Consider the following 18,054-nt stretch of genomic DNA (forward strand, 5'->3'; position numbering starts at 1 on the left):
ACGGCACCGCGGCGCCTCCGGAGTCCGGCGAGGGGGCGGGGCCGGCGGCCTGGCCGGCGCCGGGGCGCGTGCCCGCCGCAGCTTCGGCGCCGGACCCGAAGACGCCGTCGGGCGCGGCGGCCCCGGATGCCGAAGCCGGGACGGGGCGGGAGGTGGGTGCCCGGCCGGTGGTCGGGGCGGGCCCGGAAATGGGATCCGCGCGGTTGCCCGCGGCGGGCCCGGAGTCGGGTGAGGGGGTCGGGCCGGTGGCGGAGGCCGGAGTTGGGGCGGGGCCGGAGGCCGGTACTGGGCCGGTGTTCGAGGCGGGGCCGGAGGTTGGTGCTGGGCCGGTGTTCGAGGCGGGGCCGGAGGTTGGGGCGGGCACGGAGGCGGGTGCTGGGCCGGTGCCCCGGGTGGGCCCGGAGGAAGTCGGGGCGGCGCCGGAGGCCGGTACTGGGCCGGTGCCCAGGGTGGGCTCGGAGGCCGGTGCCGGGGCGGGCCCGGGGGTGGGGTGCCGGCGCATCAGGGGGCCAGGGCGAGGCCGCGGGACTGGATGGCCTTCTCGGCGGCCGACTGGCCCTCCGACAGGGACTTCACCAGGTCCGCCCCGGCGGCCCCCTGCGCCGCGTTGACCTGGAGCTGCACCGGCCCCCACGTCCAGCCGGGCAGCACCGTCCCCGCCGCCTCGCCCGCGAGGGCGTACGGGTCCTGCCCCTCGAAGTACGAGGCGTCGAACAGCTTCGCCGCCTCCGCCCGCATCGCCGGGTTGGCCGGCAGCGCGCTGCTCGGTGCCTTCAGGGAGCTCAGTCGGGCCTTGATCGCCTCGGGTTCGGTGGTGACCCACCGGATGAACTCCGCCGCCGCCTTCGTCTGCTTGCTGCCCTTCGGCACGATGTACGAGGTGCCGCCGTACATCCCCGTCGCGGGCTTGCCGTCCCAGGTCGGCAGCGGGGCGATACCCCACTTGCCCTTGAGGTCGGGGTAGTTCGCCAGGAAGGTACCCGCCGTCCACGCGGCGCCGATCACCGTCGCGACCTGCCCCGAGCTGCGCTCCTTGGCCTCGCCCTCACCCCACAGCGGAGTCTTCGACGCGACGCCCGAGGCCATCAGCCCGTTCCAGTACCCGGCGACCTTCCGCGACGCGGGATCGTCGATGGCGACCTTCCACCGGTCGCCGTCGGTGCCGTACCAGCGGGCACCGGCCTGCCACGCCAGCCCGGCCAGCAACGCCGGGTCGCCGCCGCCGAAGTTGGTTATCCGTACCGAGGGGTCCGCCCGGTTGATCTTCTCGCCCGCGGCCTTGTACTCCTCCCACGTCCGGGGCACGGCCACCCCGTGCTTCTCGAAGATGTCCTTGCGGTAGAACAGTTCGAGCGGTGTGACGTCGAAGGGCACCGCCCAGGTCCGGCCGCCCAGCTTCACCAGGGACTGGACCGCCTCCGGGAACTTCGCGGAGACGAGCTCGCCGGACGTCGCGCTCAGGTCCTCCAGGTTGCCGCCGCTCGAGAACTCGGGGAGCGCGGAGTAGTCCATCGTGGCGATGTCGGGTGCGTTGCCGCCCTTGACCGCGTTCGCCAGCTTCGCTGCCCCGTCGGGACCACCGGGCACCGCGGAGAACCGCACCTGGATGCCGGGGTGCGTCTTGTTGAACGCGTCCGCCGTCTGCTGCGCCCCCGCCGAGGAGGACCAGTACGTGAGCGTGACGGGCCCGGAGGCGGCCGCCTCCGCCCCGGCCGCCTCCGTGCCCGCCCCCCGGCCGCACGCGGTGGCGAGGAGGGCGAGCGAAACGATCGACGCGGAGACGGTGAGGGCGATGCGGGGCGTGCGGAAGCTGCGCGGCATGGTTCGGCTCCTACGGACGACGACCGGGTGCGGTGGCGGATGGAGGCCCATCTTTTGTGCCGACCCGGAGACCGTCAAGAGCGAACGCGCAACTCGATCGAAACAATCAGTTCGGAGTGACCGTCATGACCGGACGCTCAGCCGGGGGAGCAGTTCCAGGTGCTGCCGCGGGCTCTCGTCCCCCGACAGCCGGTCCAGCAGCAGGGCCGCCGCCCGCGCCCCCACCTCGCGCTTGGCCGGCGCCACCGCCGACAGCGGTACGTCGGCCAGCCCGGCCACCTCGTCGTCGTAGGTGATCACGGCCAGGTCCTCCGGCACCCGTACCCCCCGCGCCTGGAGGCGGGGGATCAGCATGATGGCGTCCGTGTCGCTGTGGATCAGGGCCGCGGTCACCCCGTCCTCCGTCACGGCCCGGTACAGGTACTCCAGGGTCCGCGCGAACCGGTCCGCCACCGACAGCGCGCCCGCCCCCGCCCCGGCGCCCACCCCCGCCCCGGCGCCCGACTCTGCCGGTGGCCACGGCGGCGCCGGCTCCAGCCCGAGCGCCGCCACGGCCGCCTCGTACCCGGCCCGCAGCCGCGCCGACGTCGGCGTCTCCTGGCTGGCCAGCGCGATCCGCCGGTGGCCCCGCTCCGCCAGATGCTGCACCGCCCGCGCCGCTCCGTGCGCGTGGTCCGACACCACCCGGTCCAGCGCCGCCCCGGGGTGCCCCGGCGGTGCCCACCGCTCCACCAGCACCACCGGCACCGGCAGTCCCGCCGTCCAGGCCCCCTCCCCGGGACCCGCCGCGCCGGAGCCCCAGTTCGGGGTCAGCAGCAGTCCGTCGGCACCGGTCGACAGCAGCCGGTCGGCCTGGGTCCGGTCCTCGCCCGGCAGGTACCGGGTCAGCCCCACGGTCAGCCGGGCGCCCCGCGCCTCGACCACCTCCCGCGCGCCCCGCACCACGTCGGCGTAGTAGTACTCGGTCGTCGGCACGACCATCCCGACCACCAGCCCGGTGCCGCCACCCGCCCCCGGGCCGGGCGCCGCTCCCCGCCCCGGAAGGGGCTCGGCCACCCGGCTGATCACCCCGTGCATCCGGTGGATCTCCCCCCGGGCCGCCATCGCCTCGACGTCCCGCCGCAGCGTCACGGGGGAGATCCCCAGCTCCACGGCCAGCTCCGCCACCCGCACGCTGCCCCGCTCCCGCACGAGTGCGAGCACCCGGGCCTGCCGCTGGTCCACATGTGGTCGCACGATGTCCCCCTGGAGTCGGGCCCGCCGGAGATCGGCCGGCCGGGTCGCTCGCCATCATAGGCAATCGAAACGATCGATTTGATCGATCTGCTCAACCGCTCATTGACGGGGTGGACGACCCGTTCATATATTCGGCGGCGTCCCACGCGCCACCCCGCCCCACGCCGCCCCAACCCCCACGCCGCCCCAGCACCCGACGGCGTCCCAGCCGGCCTTCTCCCCGGGAGTCAGCGCATGCTCACGTACGACCAGGACGGATTCCGTCGCGCGGGCCGCCCCCACCGCATCGTCTCGGGCGCCCTGCACTACTTCCGGATCCATCCCGATCTGTGGGAGGACCGGCTCCGGCGGCTGCGCGCGCTGGGCGCGAACACCGTGGACACCTACGTCCCCTGGAACTTCCACGAGACCGCCCCCGGCGAGGCCGACTTCACGGGCTGGCGCGATGTCGGCCGCTTCCTGCGCACCGCGCAGGACCTCGGTCTCGACGCCATCGTCCGCCCGGGCCCCTACATCTGCGCCGAATGGGACTTCGGCGGCCTGCCCGCCCGCCTCCTGGCCGTCGACGGCCTGCGCCTGCGCTGCTTCGACCCCCGTTTTCTGGCCGAGGCCGACGGCTGGTTCGACCTCGTCGTCCCCGAGCTGCTGCCCCACCTCGCGGGCCGGGGCGGTCCGGTGGTCGCCGTACAGATCGAGAACGAGTACGGCTCCTACGGCAACGACCGCCCCTACCGCGCCCACGTCGAACGGGCCCTGACCGAACGCGGCGTCGACTGCCTGCTGTTCACCGCCGACGGGCCCGAGGACGCGATGCTCCAGGGCGGCACGGTGCCCGGCCGCCTCGCGACCGCCACCTTCGGCGCGCGCCCCGCCGAACGGCTCGCCGCCCTGCGCCGCCACCAGCGGACCGGCCCGCTCACCGCGATGGAGTTCTGGATCGGCTGGTTCGACCACTGGGGCGAGGACCACCACGTGCGCGCGGTCGCGGACGCCGCCGAAGCGCTGGACGAACTCCTCGCCAGCGGAGCCTCCGTCAACCTCTACATGGCCCACGGCGGCACCAACTTCGGCTTCTGGGCCGGAGCCAACCACACCGGCTCGCGCCCCTGCGACCCCGGCTACCAGCCCACCGTCACCAGCTACGACTACGACGCGCCGATCGGCGAGGCCGGCGAACTGACCCCCAAGTTCAACGCGTTCCGCGAGGTCATCGGCAAGTACGTGCCCCTGCCGCCGGACCCGCTGCCCGCGCCCCGCCCCCGGATGGCTCCCGCAGAGGCCCTCCCGGCGGGCACCGCGCCCCTGCTCCCCGCGCTCGGCCCGCTCGCGGGGCCGCCCCACCTGCGTCCCGCGCCCGAGTCCATGGAGAAGCTCGGCCAGTCCCACGGGCTGATCCACTACCGCACCACCGTCACCGGCCCGCGCCCGGCGATGCCCGTCAGGATCGACGGGCTCGGCGACCGCGCGTACGTCTTCGCCGACGGACGCCCCCTCGGCGTCCTCGACCGCAACGCCCCCGACGAAGGGCTCGACCTGGCCGTCGGCGAGGACGGCGTGGTGCTCGACCTGCTGGTGCGGGCCCAGGGGCGGGTCAACTACGGGCCGTTGCTCGACGACCGCAAGGGCATCTGGCGCGCCGTCCGCCACGGACACCAGCACCTCTTCGGGTGGGAGATCCGTCCCCTGCCGCTCACCGACCTCACCGCCCTCGACTGGTCCGCCGGCCACCCCCGCGACGCCACCCCCGCCTTCCACCGCTTCACCCACGACTCCACCGGCACCCCCGCCGACGGCTTCGTCGACCTCCGTGACTGGGGGACCGGCCTCGTCTGGCTCAACGGTTTCCTGCTCGGCCACTACGACACCCCGCGCGGCCCCCAGCGCACCCTGTACGCACCCGCCCCGCTCTGGCGCGCCGGCCGCAACGAGATCGTCCTGCTCGAACTGGAGCGTCCCGGCGCCACCCTGCCCCTGCGCGACCGGCCCGACCTCGGGCACCCGACGGTCGTCACCCTGGAATCGTGAGGCGGGTCATGCCGGCCGCGGGCTCGTCAACGGCTGCTGGAATACGGCCGCTCTCCCCGGACCGGGCCGGACCGGGCCGGACCGGGCCGGTGGGCAAGCGCCTCGCGGGCCCCTTCTGACCCCGTCACACGCTGTTCACGCGGGGCGGCGCCGAACACCGTGCCCGCGAAGGACCATGTGTCTAGACTCGGGACCGTTGTATTGATCATGTATCGGACGAGTGTGGAGGAAGAGCCCGCATGCGCTATCACCCGCTGGGCAGTTCAGGTCTGCAAGTCTCCGCGGTCGGCCTCGGCTGCAACAACTTCGGCGGCCGCCTCGACGCCGCGGGCACCCGTGCCGTCGTCGACGCCGCCCTCGACGCGGGCATCACCCTCCTCGACACCGCCGACATCTACGGTGGCGCCGGCGGGTCCGAGAGCCACCTCGGCCAGGCCCTCAAGGGCCGCCGGGACCAGGTGGTGCTGGCCACCAAGTTCGGTTACGACGGCGTCGACATGGGCTACGGGCCCGCCGCCGGGTCCCGCGGCGGCCGCGGCTACATCCGGCGGGCCGTCGAGGAGTCCCTGCGGCGCCTGGAGACCGACCACATCGACCTCTACCAGCTGCACAGCCCCGACCCCGCCACGCCCATCGCGGAAACCCTCGCCGCGCTCACCGAGCTCGTCACCGAAGGGAAGATCCGCTACATCGGGCACTCCAACTTCAGCGGCTGGCAGCTCGCCGAAGCCGCCCACGTGGCCCGCGACACCGGCGCGGTCCCCTTCGTCTCGGCGCAGAACGAGTGGTCGCTGCTCCAGCGCTCCGCCGAGCGGGAGCTCGTCCCGGCCGCCGTGCACTACGGAGTCGGCGTCCTGCCGTACTTCCCGCTGGCCAACGGCCTGCTCACCGGCAAGATCCGGCGGGGTGCCCCCGTACCGGCGGGCTCCCGCCTCGAAGGGCGCGACTCCTACCTCACCGAGGAGCGCCTGGACACGGTGGAAGCCCTCGCGGTGATCGCCGAAAAGCACGGGCGCACCCTCCTGGAGCTCGCCATCGGCTGGCTCTCCGCCCAGCCCGGCTGCGCCTCCGTCATCGCCGGTGCCACCTCGGCCGAGCAGGTACGCGCCAACGCGGCGGTGGCCGGCCGCCCGCTGGAGCCGGAGCTGCTGGCCGAGATCGACGCCGCGGCGGCCGTACCGGCGTAGTCGGCGGACCGGCGGACCGGCGGACCGCCGGACCGGCGGATCACCCGGGTGCGCGGCGCGGCCTGCGCGCCCGGGGCCGCTCCCTCCCGCACAGTTCCGGACAGAACGGGACCGTGAGCGCGGCCCCCGCCGGAGGGAGTGAGCCACGGTGACGGATACCGCACGACGCGCGGCGCTGGCGGCCCTGGCCGCGACGGGGGCGACGGCGGCACTCGCCGCCACAAGCCGTTTCGCCCCCACCGCCGCGGCGGCGGCCCGCCACCGGCCCGGCGGCCCCGCAGGCGCTCCGCGCCCGCCCGCCTCCTGGATGGGCGCCGAGATCCGCCGGCTGCCCACCACCCGGAAGGTCGTGGCGCTCACCTTCAACGCCGCCTGGGACGAGAGCGGGCTCGACGACGTCCTCGCCGAACTGCGGCGGCGGAAGCTGGCCGCCACCTTCTTCCCCACCGGCGGATTCGCGCAGGAACACCCCGCCGCCGTCCGCGCGATGGCCGCCGGCCACGGCCTGGGCAACCACTCGCACACCCACCCCGACTTCGGCGACCTCGACACCGAGGAGCGCGCCGACGAGGTGCGCCGCGCCGACGCCGCGATCCGCGCCGCCTGCGGGGCCGAGCCCCTGCCGCTCTTCCGCTTCCCGTACAGCGCGACCACCGAAGCCTCGGTCGCCGACGTGAACGACCTCGGCTACGCGGTGATGGAGTTCACCGCCGACACCAACGGGTACCTGGGCCCCGAGGGCGGCATGACCGTCGACCGGGCGGTCAGCCGGGCCGTCGAGGCCTTCACCCCCGGATGCGTGATCCAGATGCACGTCGGCAGCACCGGAGACGGCGTCGTCCTCGATGCCCGCGCGCTGCCCCGGATCATCGACGAGGCGCACGCCGCCGGCTACGGGATCGTCGACCTCCGCTCGTTCCTCACCGCGGCGCGCGCCTGATTGTCAGGACACGATGTCCTTGCGGGCGAACCCGCGGAAGGCGAGCGCGAACAGCACCACCGCGTACGACACCGACAGCACCGACCCCTTGATCATCCCGCCCCACTCCAGCTGAGGCTGAAGGGCGTCCGCCCACGCGAACTGCCAGTGCGCGGGCAGGAACTCCCGCCACGATCCCAGGGCCGTCACCGCGTCGAGCACGTTTCCCACGATGGTCAGCCCGACGGCCCCGCCCACCGCGCCCAGCGGCGCGTCCGTCCGCGTCGACAGCCAGAACGCCAGCCCCGCCGTGACCAGCTGCGACACGAAGACGAAGACGACCGCCAGCGCGAGGCGCGGCAGGGCGTCCCCGGCCGGCAGCATCCCGCCGGTGGGCAGCTTCAGCGGCCCCCACCCGTACGCGGCCGTACCCGCCGCCAGCGCGACCGCCGGCAGCAGCACGATCGCGGCGAGGCTGAAGCCCAGTGCCACCACCAGCTTGCTCCACAGCAGCCGCGCCCTCGGCACCGGCGAGGCCAGCAGATAGCGCAGCGAGGACCAGCCGGCCTCCGAGGCGACGGTGTCCCCGCAGAACAGCGCCACCGGCACCACCAGCAGGAAGCCGGCCGACACGAACAGGCAGGTCACGGCGAAGTTCGCGCCCGAGGCCGTCGCCGAGTCGATCAGGCTGATCCGGCCGTTTCCGCCGGCCGCCCCGTTGTCCGGGCCGCCGCCCACCGCGAAGGCGACGATCATGACGAAGGGCAGTGCGGCCAGCACGCCGCCCATCACCAGCGTCCGCCGCCTGCGCCACTGCCGCAGCGCCTCCACGCGCAGCGGCAGCGTCCGGCCCGCCCGGTAGCCGGGCGCGGTCTCGGCCGAGCCCGAGCCCGAGGCCGTGCCCGAGCCCGCCCCCGCGCCCGAGCCCGCGCCCGAAGCCGACGCCGAAGCCGCATCCGCGTCCGATGCCGCGGCCCCGGCCGCCGCGGTTCCGGTTCCGTTCTCCTGGACGGCGCTCATGCCGTACCTCCGATCAGGGTGAGGAAGGCGTCCTCCAGCCGGCGGTGGGGTCCCACCGCCGACACCGGCACGTCCAGCCGTACGAGCTCGGCGATCAGCGCGGCGGGCGTCGCCCCGTCCAGGCGCACGAGGATCCCGCCGTCTCCGGCCACCGCCGAGGCCACGCCCTCCAGGGCCGCGACCTTCTCGACGGTGACCCCGTCCACCGGGCGCTCCAGCGCGACCAGCAGGGTGTTCCCGCCGCCGGTGATCTCGGCGACCTCGCCCGCCCGCACCAGGCGCCCACGGTCCATGACCACCAGGTGCGTGCAGGACTGCTCCACCTCGGACAGCAGGTGGCTGGAGACGATGACCGTCCGCCCGCCGGCCGCGTACCGGATCATCACGTCGCGCATCTCGCGGATCTGCGGCGGGTCCAGACCGTTGGTCGGCTCGTCGAGGATCAGCAGGTCGGGCATGCCCAGCATGGCCTGGGCGATGGCGAGCCGCTGCCGCATGCCCTGCGAGTAGGTGCGCACCGCCCGCTCCAGGGCGTCGCCGAGCCCGGCGATCTCCAGGGCCTCGGCCAGGTGCGCGTCCTCGGCGGGCCGGCCGGTGGCCTGCCAGTACAGCTCCAGGTTGGCGCGGCCCGTCAGGTGCGGCAGGAAGCCGGCGCCCTCCACGAACGCCCCGACCCGCGACAGCACGGGAGCCCCCGGCCGGATCGGATGCCCGAACACCCGTACCTCCCCGGCGTCCGGCGCGATCAGCCCCATCAGCATGCGCAGGGTGGTGGTCTTCCCGGCCCCGTTGGGCCCGAGCAGACCGAGCACCTGGCCCTTCTCCACCCGGAAGGACAGGTCCCGCACGGCGTAGCGGTCCCGTGCCTTGGCGTACCGCTTCGTCAGCCCGGTGATGTCCAGCGGTACGTCGGCCAGCGCGGGTTCGGGCTGCGCTGCGCCCGCCCGCACCGCCCCGCGGCCCCCGCCGGTGCGCCGGACCCCGAGCAGCCCCGCGGCCAGCGCCAGCGCGCCGAGCGGCAGCCACCACACCCAGGAGGGCAGGCCGGCCGCGGCCGTGCGGACCCCGTCCGCGACGGGCACGGCCAGCGGGCCCTGCGCCGAGACGGTGTAGGCGGCGGGCGCGGCGGGGGAGGCGTAGCCGAGGTCGGTGGCGGCGACCACCACCCGCAGCCGGTGCCCGGCCTGGACGGAGTGGTCGATCGCGGGGAGCCGCAGCCGCACGCTGCGGCCCTGCCCGGCGTCCTCCACCCGCACCGGCGCGACCAGCTGGCCCGGCAGCACCTGCTGGCGGCCGTCGGGCCCCACGTCGTACACCTTGCCGAACAGGACGGCCGCCCCGTCCGCAGCCGTCGACCTCACGTTCAGGGTGAGGGTCGGGGTCCCGGTGACCCGCAGCTCCTCGCTCAGCGGCGCCGATTCGAAGCGGGCGTTCTGCCCCGGGAAGTCGAGCGCGAGCCCCGCGCCGAGCGAGGCGAGCTGGCCGCCGATGCCGGGCAGCGAGGACAGCGCGGGCGGGGCGCCGCCCGCCGGATTGGCGAAGGTCTGCTCCCGTCCGGTCAGCGGGACCTCGCGCGGGGAGGAGGTGAGGCCGGGGTAGCGGTCACCGCTCGCGCCGCGCAGCTTGACCAGCCCGTCGGTGGAGTCGAGACCGCCGGAGCGCGACACCCGGAAGGCCGGGCCCGTACCGGCGCCCTCGTCCCCCTTCAGGTAGCGGTCGAACCACTGCGTCACCCGGGCCTCGACGCGGCCGGACTCGCGCATGCCGCCGTCGTGCCCGCCCGCCGCCCAGTCCACGGAGACGGGGGCGCCGTTCGCCGCGATGGTCCGGGCCATCGCGTCGGCCTGGTCCAGCGGGAAGAGGGAGTCGTCCTGGCCCTGCACGATCAGGGTCGGCACCTTGATCCGGTCGCCGACGGCCGAGGGGCTGCGCCGCTCCAGGAGCTCGCGCGCCTCGGCGTCGGGCTTCCCGGCGACAGCGACTCGCTCGTACATGGCACACAGCTGCGCCTCGAACCGTCCGCAGCCGGGGGCCTGCGGACCGGCGTTCCCCGCCGCCGGCGCCGTGACCGGCGCCGGCTGGAGGCCGCCCGCGGCGCCCGTGGTGAAGAAGATCCCGGCCCACAGCTTCTTGAAGACGCCCTGCGGGAACAGGGCGTCGGCGAGGTTCCAGTACGTGATCTGCGGAGCGATGGCGTCCACCCGCCGGTCGTACCCTGCGGCCAGCAGTGAGATCGCACCCCCGTACGAGGCCCCGGCCACGCCCACGCGCGGATCGCCGTCCCCGTCGAGGCGGACCTCGGGCCTGCGGGCCAGCCAGTCGATCAGCGCGGAGACGTCCTTGACCTCGTGATCGGGGTCGTTCAGGCCGATCTTGCCGCCGGATCGGCCGAAACCGCGCGCCGACCAGGTCATGACGGCGTACCCGTCGCGGGCCAGCCGCTCGGCCTGGGCCCGTACGTCGTCCTTGCTGCCGCCGAAGCCGTGCCCGAGGAGTACCGCGGGGCGGCGCCGGCCGGCGTCCCCCGCGGTGAAGAAGGAGGTGTCGATCCGGGCTCCGGCCGCGTCCGGGCCCGGCAGGTCCAGCGTCCGGTCCTCGCGGTGCACGGCCGGGGCGTCCCCGGACGCGGCGGCCGCCGTCCAGGTACCGGCGCCGGCCAGGACCGCGAGGGCGGCGGCGCCGGCGAGCAGGCGGTCGCGGCGCCGCCGGGGCAGTCGTGGCTTCATAGGGGAACCCTACGACCAGTGATCGCCGTGTGCGGGCTCCCTCAGGGTGAGCCCCGCCCCTTCTCCAGGCGTACGCGGTCCCGCCCGGCGTACCGCGCCCGTGGTACGGGCGGCGGCCGGGCGCGGCGGCCACGGGGGGGTGCCGGCCGGGCGCGGCGGCACGGGCCGGCGGCGGCCGTCCTCCGTACGCACGGCCGTCCTTCGTACGCACGGCCCCCGTCGACCTGCGCGCGGGCCCGGGCGGCGGGAGGATGGGCGGCATGCTGCTGGCCGAGGTCGCGCGCGTGTCCCGGGAAGTCGCCGGGACCGCCGCCCGCTCACGCAAGACCGCCCTGCTCGCGGAGCTGTTCGCGGCCGCCCCCGCCGAGGAGGCCGGACTGGTCATCTCCTACCTTTCCGGACGGCTCCCGCAGGGCCGCCCGGGCGTCGGCTGGCGCACCCTGGGCCGGGAGGCGCCCCCGGCGCCCGGGCCCACCCTCACCGTCGGGGCGGTCGACGCGGCGGTGGCGGAGCTGGCCGCGGTCGCGGGCCCGGGGGCGCGGGCGGAGCGGGACCGGATCGTCGACGCCCTGCTGGGCGCCGCCACCGCCGACGAACAGCGGTTCCTGCGGAGCCTGCTGTCCGGGGAGGTGCGCCAGGGGGCGCTGGACGCGGTGGCCCTGGAAGGGGTGGCCAAGGCCGCCGGGGTCCCGGCCGCCGACCTGCGGCGGGCCGTGATGCTGGACGGCTCCCTGCCCAGGGTGGCGGCGGCCGTGCTCGCCGAGGGGGCCGCCGCGCTGCGCGGGGTGACACTGCGCGTCGGGCAGCCCGTCCAGCCGATGCTCGCCGGGACCGCCCGGTCCGTGGCGGACGCCCTGACCGCGCTGGGGCCCTGCGCCGTGGAGGAGAAGCTCGACGGGATCCGCGTCCAGGTCCACCGGTCGGGGGACGAGGTGCGGATCCACACCCGGTCCCTGGACGAGATCACCGACCGGCTGCCGGAGGTCGCGGAGCTGGCCCGGAGCCTGCCGGGGGAGCGGTTCATCCTCGACGGCGAGGTCATCGGACGCGGCGCCGACGGGCGACCCGTGCCCTTCCAGGAGATCGCCTCCCGGGTCGGGTCGCGGCTGGACGTGGCGGCCGCCCGGCGCACCCTCGCGGTGACCCCGTACTTCTTCGACCTGCTGGCCGTCGGTGACCGGGTGCTGCTCGACCTGCCGGTCCGCGAGCGGTACGAGGCCCTGGCCGCGCTCGTCCCCGAGACCGCCCGGGTGCGCCGGCTGGTGGTGGAGGATCCGTCGGAAAGGGGGGCCGACGCCGAGGCGTTCCTGGCCGAGGCCCTGGACCGGGGCCACGAGGGCGTCGTCGTCAAGGCCCTCGATTCTCCCTACGCGGCGGGCCGGCGCGGCAAGCGCTGGCTCAAGGTCAAGCCGGTGCACACCCTCGACCTGGTCGTGCTCGCCGCCGAACGGGGCCACGGACGCCGTACCGGCCTCCTCTCGAACCTGCACCTCGGCGCACGGGCCGCCGACGGCACGTACGCGATGCTCGGCAAGACCTTCAAGGGACTCACCGACGAGATGCTCCGCTGGCAGACCGGGCGGCTGACCGAACTCGCCGAGAGCGACGACGGCTTCACGGTCAGGGTCCGGCCCGAACTGGTGGTCGAGATCGCCTACGACGGCCTCCAACGCTCCCCGCGCTACCCGGCCGGGGTCGCCCTGCGCTTCGCCCGGGTGCTGCGCCACCGGCCGGACAAGACCGCCGAGCAGGCGGACACCGTGGAGACGGTGCTGGAACAGGGTGGCCACGGCGGTGACGGCGGTGACGGCGGCCCGCAAGGCGGTGGTGCGCCGGGCGGCGGCGGAAGCGCGGCCGAGGGCTGATTTTGCCTCAGAGGCAAGAAAATTGCCCGAGGGGCAACTTTCTGGCTCAATCGGAGCATGAACCCCAGTGCCGAGGGGCCCGGCCGCCCCGACGAGGGCCACCCCCACGAGGGTAACCCCGACCCGGCCGCCACCGACGAGCTGCCCGCCGTCGCCCCGCAGCTGCGCGAACTGCGCCGCCGCGCCGGACTCACCCTGGAGGCAGCCGCCGCGCGGGCCCGGCTCTCGCCCGCCCACCTGTCCCGGCTGGAGACGGGCCGCCGCCAGCCCTCGTTGCCGCTGCTGCTGGGACTGGCCCGCACCTACGGGACCACCGTCTCGGAGCTGCTCGGAGAGACCCAGGCCGTCGCCGACCCCGTCGTACGGGCCGGCGGTCCCGGCGCCCGCGAGGCCGACGGGTGGACGTACTGGCAGGCCGGGGGCTCCGGGCGGGGGATGCAGGCGCTGCGCGTGCACGTCCCCCAGGGGCGCAGCCAGGGCGAGCTGGTCCGCGTACATCCCGGGGAGGAGTGGCTGTACGTGCTCACCGGGCAGTTGCGGCTGCGCCTGGGGGAGACCGAGTACCTGCTGGAGCCGGGCGACAGCGCGCACTTCGACTCGCTCACCCCGCACCGGATCGGAGCGCCGGGGCACGGCGGAGCCGAGCTCCTGTTCGTCCACACCCTGCTGCAGAGCAGCCTCGCCGGGCTGTGTCTCGGCGGCGCCGCCACGCACCACCGATAGCCGAGGAGCCGTACCCATGACCCAGGGGGAGCACATGCCCAGCACGACCGAGCAGCCCGCCGTCGCCGAAACCGACATCAGCGCCGAAACCGAAACCGAAACCGCTGCCGATACCGATACCGGGACCCGGCCGGCCGGCCTGCTGGGCCGCGTCGAGTCGCGCTTCCCGCGCGGCCTCGTCATCCGGCTGGTCGCCTACCTGTTCGTCGGCCACCTCTTCGCCTTCTTCGTGTACCTCCTCTTCGTGCTGGGCGGCCAGAACCAGTAGCCCCCGCCGGGCGCCCCCGGCCGCCGCACCCAGCCGAGCACCAGCAGCGAGGCCACCGCGGCGAAGGCGCACCACGTCGAGGCGAACGCGAGGCGCCACAGCGCCGCGCAGACGAGCGCCCCGGCGGCCAGGACGGCGCCCAGCCGTCGCAGCCGGGGGTCCCGGCCGAGCAGCAGGGCGCCGAGGGTGGCGTACACGTAGCCCGCCGCGACGAGCGGGGCGTACGGCACGTCCACCCCGTAGCGGACCAGCAGCCCCCGCACCTCGGCGGTCACCGGCCGGGTCGCGAGGCAGTACGCGAGCACCGCGCCGGTGGCGAGGCCGACGGCCGCGGTGGCCCACAGTCGGCGTCCAGCCCCGGGCCCGGCGGCCAGCAGCACCCCGAACGGCACCCAGACGGGCAGCAGCGGCAGGGCGATCACCGCCCAGGCCGTGGTCGCCGGACCGCAGCCGCCGCCCGTGTCCCGGACGGCGGCCTCGATCAGCTGGTGGGCGCCCAGCAGCAGCGGCAGCGCGGCGACGGGCAGGTCGCGGGCCCGGCGTACGCGCGCCACGCACACCACCCCGACGGCGGTCACCACCGTGCCCGCCGTCAGGTCCGCGGCCGTGCTCCAGCACACGCGGGGCCCCGGATCGCCCGTGTCTCACCCGTCGGCCGTGGCCGGGGGCTCCAGCGGGGGTGCGGTGACCCCGCACTGGGTGCGGCACTGCTGGTGGGGGTGGGGTTCTCCGGGGGCGGGGGAGCGTACGGTCGCCCAGGCCAGTACCGAGCCGAGCACGAGCACCCCCGCGCACCAGAGCATGGCCCGCCCGAAGGCGGCGTCGAAGGCCCCGGCCGACAGATAGGCGTCCGGGCCCATTCCGGCCAGCAGCGGCAGGGCCGCCACGGCGAGGAGTCCGGCGGCCCGGGCCGCCGCGTTGTTGATGCCGCTGGCCAGGCCCGCCCGGCCGGGGTCCACCGAGGACAGGACGGTGGCGGTCAGCGGGGCCACCAGGGTGACCATTCCGGCGCCCATCACGACCAGGGCCGGCAGCACGTCCTGTACGTAGGACGCCGCCGGACCCACGCGCAGCATCAGCACCATTCCGGCCGCGCACAGCAGGGGCCCGACCGTGAGCGGGATCCGCGGCCCGATCCGCTCGCCGAGTGCCGCCGAGCGGGCCGACAGCAGCAGCATCAGCGCGGTGGTCGGCAGCAGCGCGGCCCCCGCCGCCAGGGCCGAGTACCCGGCCACGACCTGGAGCTGGAGCACGACGAGGAAGAAGAACCCGCCGAAGGCCGCGTACACGCACAGGGTGACCAGGTTGACGGCGGTGAACAGCCGGGAGGAGAAGATGTCCGGCGGCACCATCGGATCCGGCCGCCGCCGCTCGACGTACACGAACGCGACGCCCAGCAGGATGCCGCCGGCCGCCGCGGCCACGACCAGCGCGGTGCCGTTCCTCGCCTCGATGAGGGCGTAGGTGACCAGGGCGAGGGAGGCGGCGCCGAGCACCGCCCCGAGGACGTCGAACCGCCCGTGGGCCCGCGGGTCGCGGGATTCCGGTACGTGTCTGAGCGCGACCGGCACGCACAGCGCGGCCACCGGCACGTTGATCAGGAACACCCACCGCCAGCCCGGCCCGTCCACCAGCCAGCCCCCCAGGAACGGCCCCACGGCCGCGCCCACCCCGCCGAACCCCGACCACAGGCCCACCGCCCGGGCCCGGTCCTCCGCGTGGATCGAGCCCTGGATCAGCGCCAGCGAACCCGGTGTCAGCAGGGCTCCGCCGATGCCCTGGAGGGCGCGGGCGGCGATCAGCACCCCCTCGTTCGGCGCGAGGCCGCACAGCAGCGAGCCGGCCGCGAACCACACGACGCCGAGCATGAAGACCTTGCGGCGTCCGAACCGGTCGCCGAGGGCCCCGCCGACGAGGATCAGGCCGGCCAGGGTCAGCAGGTAGGCGTTGACGGTCCACTGGAGCACCGCCAGGTCGGCGCCGAGGTCCCGCCCGATGCTCGGCAGCGCCACGTTGACGACGGTCGAGTCCAGCAGGGCCATGGTCGACCCGAGCACGGTGGCGAGCAGGATCCACCGGCCCCGGGCGGAGCGCAGCGGAACCCCGGGCGCGCGGTCCTCGCCGGTGCGGGGGCGATGGCCGGCGCCGGCGCCGGGAGGTGCGGGATCGGTCATGTCCCCAGGCTGGCGCGCTCGGCCCGGAAGGGCCAGCCGGAGACCGGCCCGGCGGGGGCCCGGTGGCGCGGACGTCGTCGTCCCGCGCTACCAGGCGGCCCTCGACGCGGGCTCCGACCGCGCCGCCACCGACGTCGCGGGCGACACCTGGTCCCCGGACCGCAAGTACAGCCCCGGCTCCTACGGGTACCGGGGCGCCTCCACCGTCCGGTCCACCGGGCGCGCCATCGCCGCCACCCAGGACCAGAAGCTGTTCCGCAACGCCCGCGAGGGCATGGACGGGTACCGCTTCGACAACGTGCCGAACGGCACCTACACCGTGGAACTCGGCTTCGCCGAACTGTCCTCCACCCGGCCCGGCCGGCGCGTCCTCGACTCCTGGCCGAGGGCGCGCTGGTCCTGCCCTCCCTGGACATCTCCCTGGAGGCGGGCAGCCACACGGCCCTGACCAGGACCTACCCGGTCAAGGTCACCGACGGCCTGCTCGACGTCCGCTTCGTCACGCACAGCGGCTACGGAAAGCCCCTGGTCAACACCCTCCGGGTGACCGACCGCCCCGACCTGGGCTAGCCGCCCGCCGCCCGCCGCCCGCCCCCGGCATTCGGGTGGCGGGCGGCGACAGGGCCGCGACGCGCCCGGGAGCCCGCGCGGGGCGACGTAGCGTGCCGGACATGACCCCGCACCGCTTGCAGGAGGGCGCAGTCGAGGCCCTCGTCCGCTCCGCCGACCCGGACGCCGTCTGGGCGGCGGGGTCGGCGGACGCCGTCCACGCGGGCTCGCCCGGTGACCGCGACGCCCCCCTGGACGTCGGCGGCCTCACCGCGGTGCTCGCCCTGTGGCCCGTCCTCGGCAGCCTCGTCGCCGCCGGGGAACTCGCCCTCCACACCCCGCTCACCGCCTACGGGGAGGCCGCCGCGGCGGGACTGCCGGGCGGCGCCACCGCCCACCACCTGCTCACGCGAGGCGACGGCCCGCCCGCCCTGGCCGCCCTCACCCGCCTCGCCGAACACCTGACCGGCACCCCGCTGGCCGAGTACGCCCCGGTCCGGATCTGGCGGCCGCTCGGCATGACCCGCACCCGCTTCGCCGACGGCACCCTCTACGCACCCCTGGCCGACCTGGTGCGCTTCCCGCGCCACCTGCTCTCCACCGCCGACCACCCCATCAGCCGGGCCTGGACGGCGGAATCCCTGCGCATCCGCACCGGCGAGCTCACCCCCGCCCGGGGCCTGCTCTGGCACCCCGCCCCCGCCGGCGTCTGGGCCCACCACCCTCCGGCCGGCCACGGCCCGGCCCTGTGGATCTCCCCCCGGCACGACCGCTGGGCCGCCCTCGTCCCCGGCGCCGCGCCCGCCGCCGCTGCCGCCACCGCGCCGCACACCCCGCTGCGCACTGCCTTCCGTGAGGCCGTCTTCGCGTCAACTCCCGCTGTATGAGGACCTGTTGTACGATCCCGGCACGATGACGAAGCCCCGCTGGAAGAACCCTGACGCCCCCGTCCCCACCAGCCCCTGGGACGAGATCACCCCCGGCCTCTGGATGGGCGGTCACGTCTGGGTTGATTCCGCCGGCGAGCTCCGCCCCGCCATCGTCACCGACGAGTTCGATCTCGTGATCAGCCTGTACTCCCGGCCCGGCCACGGCCCCGGCCCGGACGCCGAACACCTCGTCGGCGAGATGCCCGACGGACCGCTCACGGCCGCCCAGCTCGACACCGTCCGCCGTCTCGCCGGCGCCGCCGGGCTCGCCCTGCACGCCGGGCGCAGGACGCTGGTGCGCTGCTTCCACGGCTACAACCGCTCCGGCCTCGTCGTCGCCCAGTGCCTCGTCGGCCGCGGCTCGGCCGCCGCGGAGGCCGTCGACCTCATCCGGAGCAGGCGCTCCCGCTGGGCCCTGCACAACCGGCTCTTCACCGACTACCTGGCCACCGGGCTGGACACCGCGGCCCTGCTCACCGGGCTCGACCCACTCCCGTAGCGCAGTCGGAGCGCGCGCCCGCAGGGGCCGACGTACGGTGATGCCGAAGTCGCCGTACGAGGACGCCCGGCCCTGCCGTGGCCCGCGCACGGCCCCACCGGCCGCAACCCTGC

At 75.6% G+C, this 18,054-nt stretch carries 15 protein-coding genes; 9 read left to right on the forward strand and 6 right to left on the reverse strand.

All coding sequences use genetic code 11. The features are described from left to right. Positions 1 to 501: 501 nt before the first annotated feature. Positions 502 to 1,821 (reverse strand): sugar ABC transporter substrate-binding protein, encoded by a 1,320-nt coding sequence (locus ACFYYT_RS13870; protein ID WP_351827276.1) that lies wholly within the window; start codon positions 1,819 to 1,821, stop codon positions 502 to 504. A 123-nt stretch (positions 1,822 to 1,944) separates the two neighbouring features. Continuing rightward, positions 1,945 to 3,057 (reverse strand): substrate-binding domain-containing protein, encoded by a 1,113-nt coding sequence (locus ACFYYT_RS13875; RefSeq protein ID WP_351827273.1) that lies wholly within the window; start codon positions 3,055 to 3,057, stop codon positions 1,945 to 1,947. A 234-nt stretch (positions 3,058 to 3,291) separates the two neighbouring features. On the opposite strand from ACFYYT_RS13875, the gene ACFYYT_RS13880 reads away from it, so the two are divergent. The 3 genes from ACFYYT_RS13880 to ACFYYT_RS13890 all read left to right on the forward strand — a co-directional run bounded on the left by ACFYYT_RS13880 (position 3,292) and on the right by ACFYYT_RS13890 (position 7,209). Next, positions 3,292 to 5,082 (forward strand): beta-galactosidase family protein, encoded by a 1,791-nt coding sequence (locus ACFYYT_RS13880; protein WP_351827270.1) that lies wholly within the window; start codon positions 3,292 to 3,294, stop codon positions 5,080 to 5,082. A gap of 239 nt (positions 5,083 to 5,321) precedes the next feature. Further along, complete coding sequence (locus tag ACFYYT_RS13885) at positions 5,322 to 6,269, forward strand: aldo/keto reductase (protein WP_351827267.1); 948 nt, start codon at positions 5,322 to 5,324, stop codon at positions 6,267 to 6,269. 148 nt (positions 6,270 to 6,417) lie between these two features. Continuing rightward, positions 6,418 to 7,209, forward strand: coding sequence for a polysaccharide deacetylase family protein (locus ACFYYT_RS13890; RefSeq protein ID WP_351827265.1), 792 nt, complete (start codon positions 6,418 to 6,420; stop codon positions 7,207 to 7,209). Positions 7,210 to 7,212: 3 nt separating this feature from the next. Here ACFYYT_RS13890 and ACFYYT_RS13895 read toward each other — a convergent pair whose 3' ends face one another. Both ACFYYT_RS13895 and ACFYYT_RS13900 read right to left on the reverse strand, forming a co-directional pair. Further along, positions 7,213 to 8,208 (reverse strand): ABC transporter permease, encoded by a 996-nt coding sequence (locus tag ACFYYT_RS13895; RefSeq protein WP_351827262.1) that lies wholly within the window; start codon positions 8,206 to 8,208, stop codon positions 7,213 to 7,215. Beyond that, entirely contained in the window at positions 8,205 to 10,934 is a 2,730-nt protein-coding gene (locus ACFYYT_RS13900) for an alpha/beta fold hydrolase (RefSeq protein ID WP_388607887.1), read from the reverse strand. Before ACFYYT_RS13900 ends, ACFYYT_RS13895 begins: the two co-directional genes overlap by 4 nt. Before the next feature lie 260 nt (positions 10,935 to 11,194). Here ACFYYT_RS13900 and ACFYYT_RS13905 point away from each other — a divergent pair, with 260 nt between their 5' ends. The 3 genes from ACFYYT_RS13905 to ACFYYT_RS13915 are packed head-to-tail and all read left to right on the forward strand — an operon-like array spanning position 11,195 to position 13,790. After that, on the forward strand, positions 11,195 to 12,799 hold the full coding sequence (locus tag ACFYYT_RS13905) for an ATP-dependent DNA ligase (RefSeq protein ID WP_351828296.1): 1,605 nt from the start codon (positions 11,195 to 11,197) through the stop codon (positions 12,797 to 12,799). Between the two features lie 57 nt (positions 12,800 to 12,856). Next, positions 12,857 to 13,522 carry an XRE family transcriptional regulator gene (locus ACFYYT_RS13910; protein WP_351828228.1) on the forward strand — a complete coding sequence of 222 codons (666 nt, stop codon included), beginning with the start codon at positions 12,857 to 12,859 and terminating at the stop codon, positions 13,520 to 13,522. Positions 13,523 to 13,556: 34 nt separating this feature from the next. After that, positions 13,557 to 13,790, forward strand: coding sequence for a DUF6126 family protein (locus ACFYYT_RS13915; RefSeq protein ID WP_388607892.1), 234 nt, complete (start codon positions 13,557 to 13,559; stop codon positions 13,788 to 13,790). Here ACFYYT_RS13915 and ACFYYT_RS13920 read toward each other — a convergent pair. Together ACFYYT_RS13920 and ACFYYT_RS13925 are read right to left on the reverse strand one after the other, a co-directional pair. Continuing rightward, a complete protein-coding gene (locus ACFYYT_RS13920) occupies positions 13,718 to 14,410 on the reverse strand; it encodes a DUF6629 family protein (protein WP_388607895.1) in 693 nt (230 codons plus the stop codon). The two genes, ACFYYT_RS13915 and ACFYYT_RS13920, sit on opposite strands and share 73 nt — an antisense overlap. Positions 14,411 to 14,434: 24 nt before the next feature. After that, positions 14,435 to 15,964 (reverse strand): MFS transporter, encoded by a 1,530-nt coding sequence (locus ACFYYT_RS13925; protein ID WP_351828231.1) that lies wholly within the window; start codon positions 15,962 to 15,964, stop codon positions 14,435 to 14,437. On the opposite strand from ACFYYT_RS13925, the gene ACFYYT_RS13930 reads away from it, so the two are divergent. From ACFYYT_RS13930 to ACFYYT_RS13940, 3 genes are all read left to right on the forward strand, one after another. Beyond that, positions 15,963 to 16,412 carry a malectin domain-containing carbohydrate-binding protein gene (locus ACFYYT_RS13930; protein WP_351828233.1) on the forward strand — a complete coding sequence of 150 codons (450 nt, stop codon included), beginning with the start codon at positions 15,963 to 15,965 and terminating at the stop codon, positions 16,410 to 16,412. The genes ACFYYT_RS13925 and ACFYYT_RS13930 overlap by 2 nt on opposite strands. A 223-nt stretch (positions 16,413 to 16,635) precedes the next feature. Then, on the forward strand, positions 16,636 to 17,400 hold the full coding sequence (locus ACFYYT_RS13935) for a hypothetical protein (RefSeq protein ID WP_351828236.1): 765 nt from the start codon (positions 16,636 to 16,638) through the stop codon (positions 17,398 to 17,400). Between the two features lie 25 nt (positions 17,401 to 17,425). Continuing rightward, entirely contained in the window at positions 17,426 to 17,941 is a 516-nt protein-coding gene (locus ACFYYT_RS13940; RefSeq protein WP_351828239.1) for a protein phosphatase, read from the forward strand. Positions 17,942 to 18,054 lie beyond the last annotated feature (113 nt).

The organism is Streptomyces sp. NPDC002032 (assembly GCF_042890765.1).
Lineage (GTDB): Bacteria > Actinomycetota > Actinomycetes > Streptomycetales > Streptomycetaceae > Streptomyces.

Bases quoted from the DNA above. Each gene is read 5' to 3' on its own strand.
- ACFYYT_RS13870 (WP_351827276.1), bottom strand. From the start codon at position 1,821: ATGCCGCGCAGCTTCCGCACGCCCCGCATCGCCCTCACCGTCTCCGCG.
- ACFYYT_RS13880 (WP_351827270.1), top strand. From the start codon at position 3,292: ATGCTCACGTACGACCAGGACGGATTCCGTCGCGCGGGCCGCCCCCAC.
- ACFYYT_RS13885 (WP_351827267.1), top strand. From the start codon at position 5,322: ATGCGCTATCACCCGCTGGGCAGTTCAGGTCTGCAAGTCTCCGCGGTC.
- ACFYYT_RS13895 (WP_351827262.1), bottom strand. From the start codon at position 8,208: ATGAGCGCCGTCCAGGAGAACGGAACCGGAACCGCGGCGGCCGGGGCC.
- ACFYYT_RS13900 (WP_388607887.1), bottom strand. From the start codon at position 10,934: ATGAAGCCACGACTGCCCCGGCGGCGCCGCGACCGCCTGCTCGCCGGC.
- ACFYYT_RS13905 (WP_351828296.1), top strand. From the start codon at position 11,195: ATGCTGCTGGCCGAGGTCGCGCGCGTGTCCCGGGAAGTCGCCGGGACC.
- ACFYYT_RS13910 (WP_351828228.1), top strand. From the start codon at position 12,857: ATGAACCCCAGTGCCGAGGGGCCCGGCCGCCCCGACGAGGGCCACCCC.
- ACFYYT_RS13915 (WP_388607892.1), top strand. From the start codon at position 13,557: ATGCCCAGCACGACCGAGCAGCCCGCCGTCGCCGAAACCGACATCAGC.
- ACFYYT_RS13930 (WP_351828233.1), top strand. From the start codon at position 15,963: ATGTCCCCAGGCTGGCGCGCTCGGCCCGGAAGGGCCAGCCGGAGACCG.
- ACFYYT_RS13925 (WP_351828231.1), bottom strand. From the start codon at position 15,964: ATGACCGATCCCGCACCTCCCGGCGCCGGCGCCGGCCATCGCCCCCGC.
- ACFYYT_RS13935 (WP_351828236.1), top strand. From the start codon at position 16,636: ATGACCCCGCACCGCTTGCAGGAGGGCGCAGTCGAGGCCCTCGTCCGC.
- ACFYYT_RS13940 (WP_351828239.1), top strand. From the start codon at position 17,426: ATGACGAAGCCCCGCTGGAAGAACCCTGACGCCCCCGTCCCCACCAGC.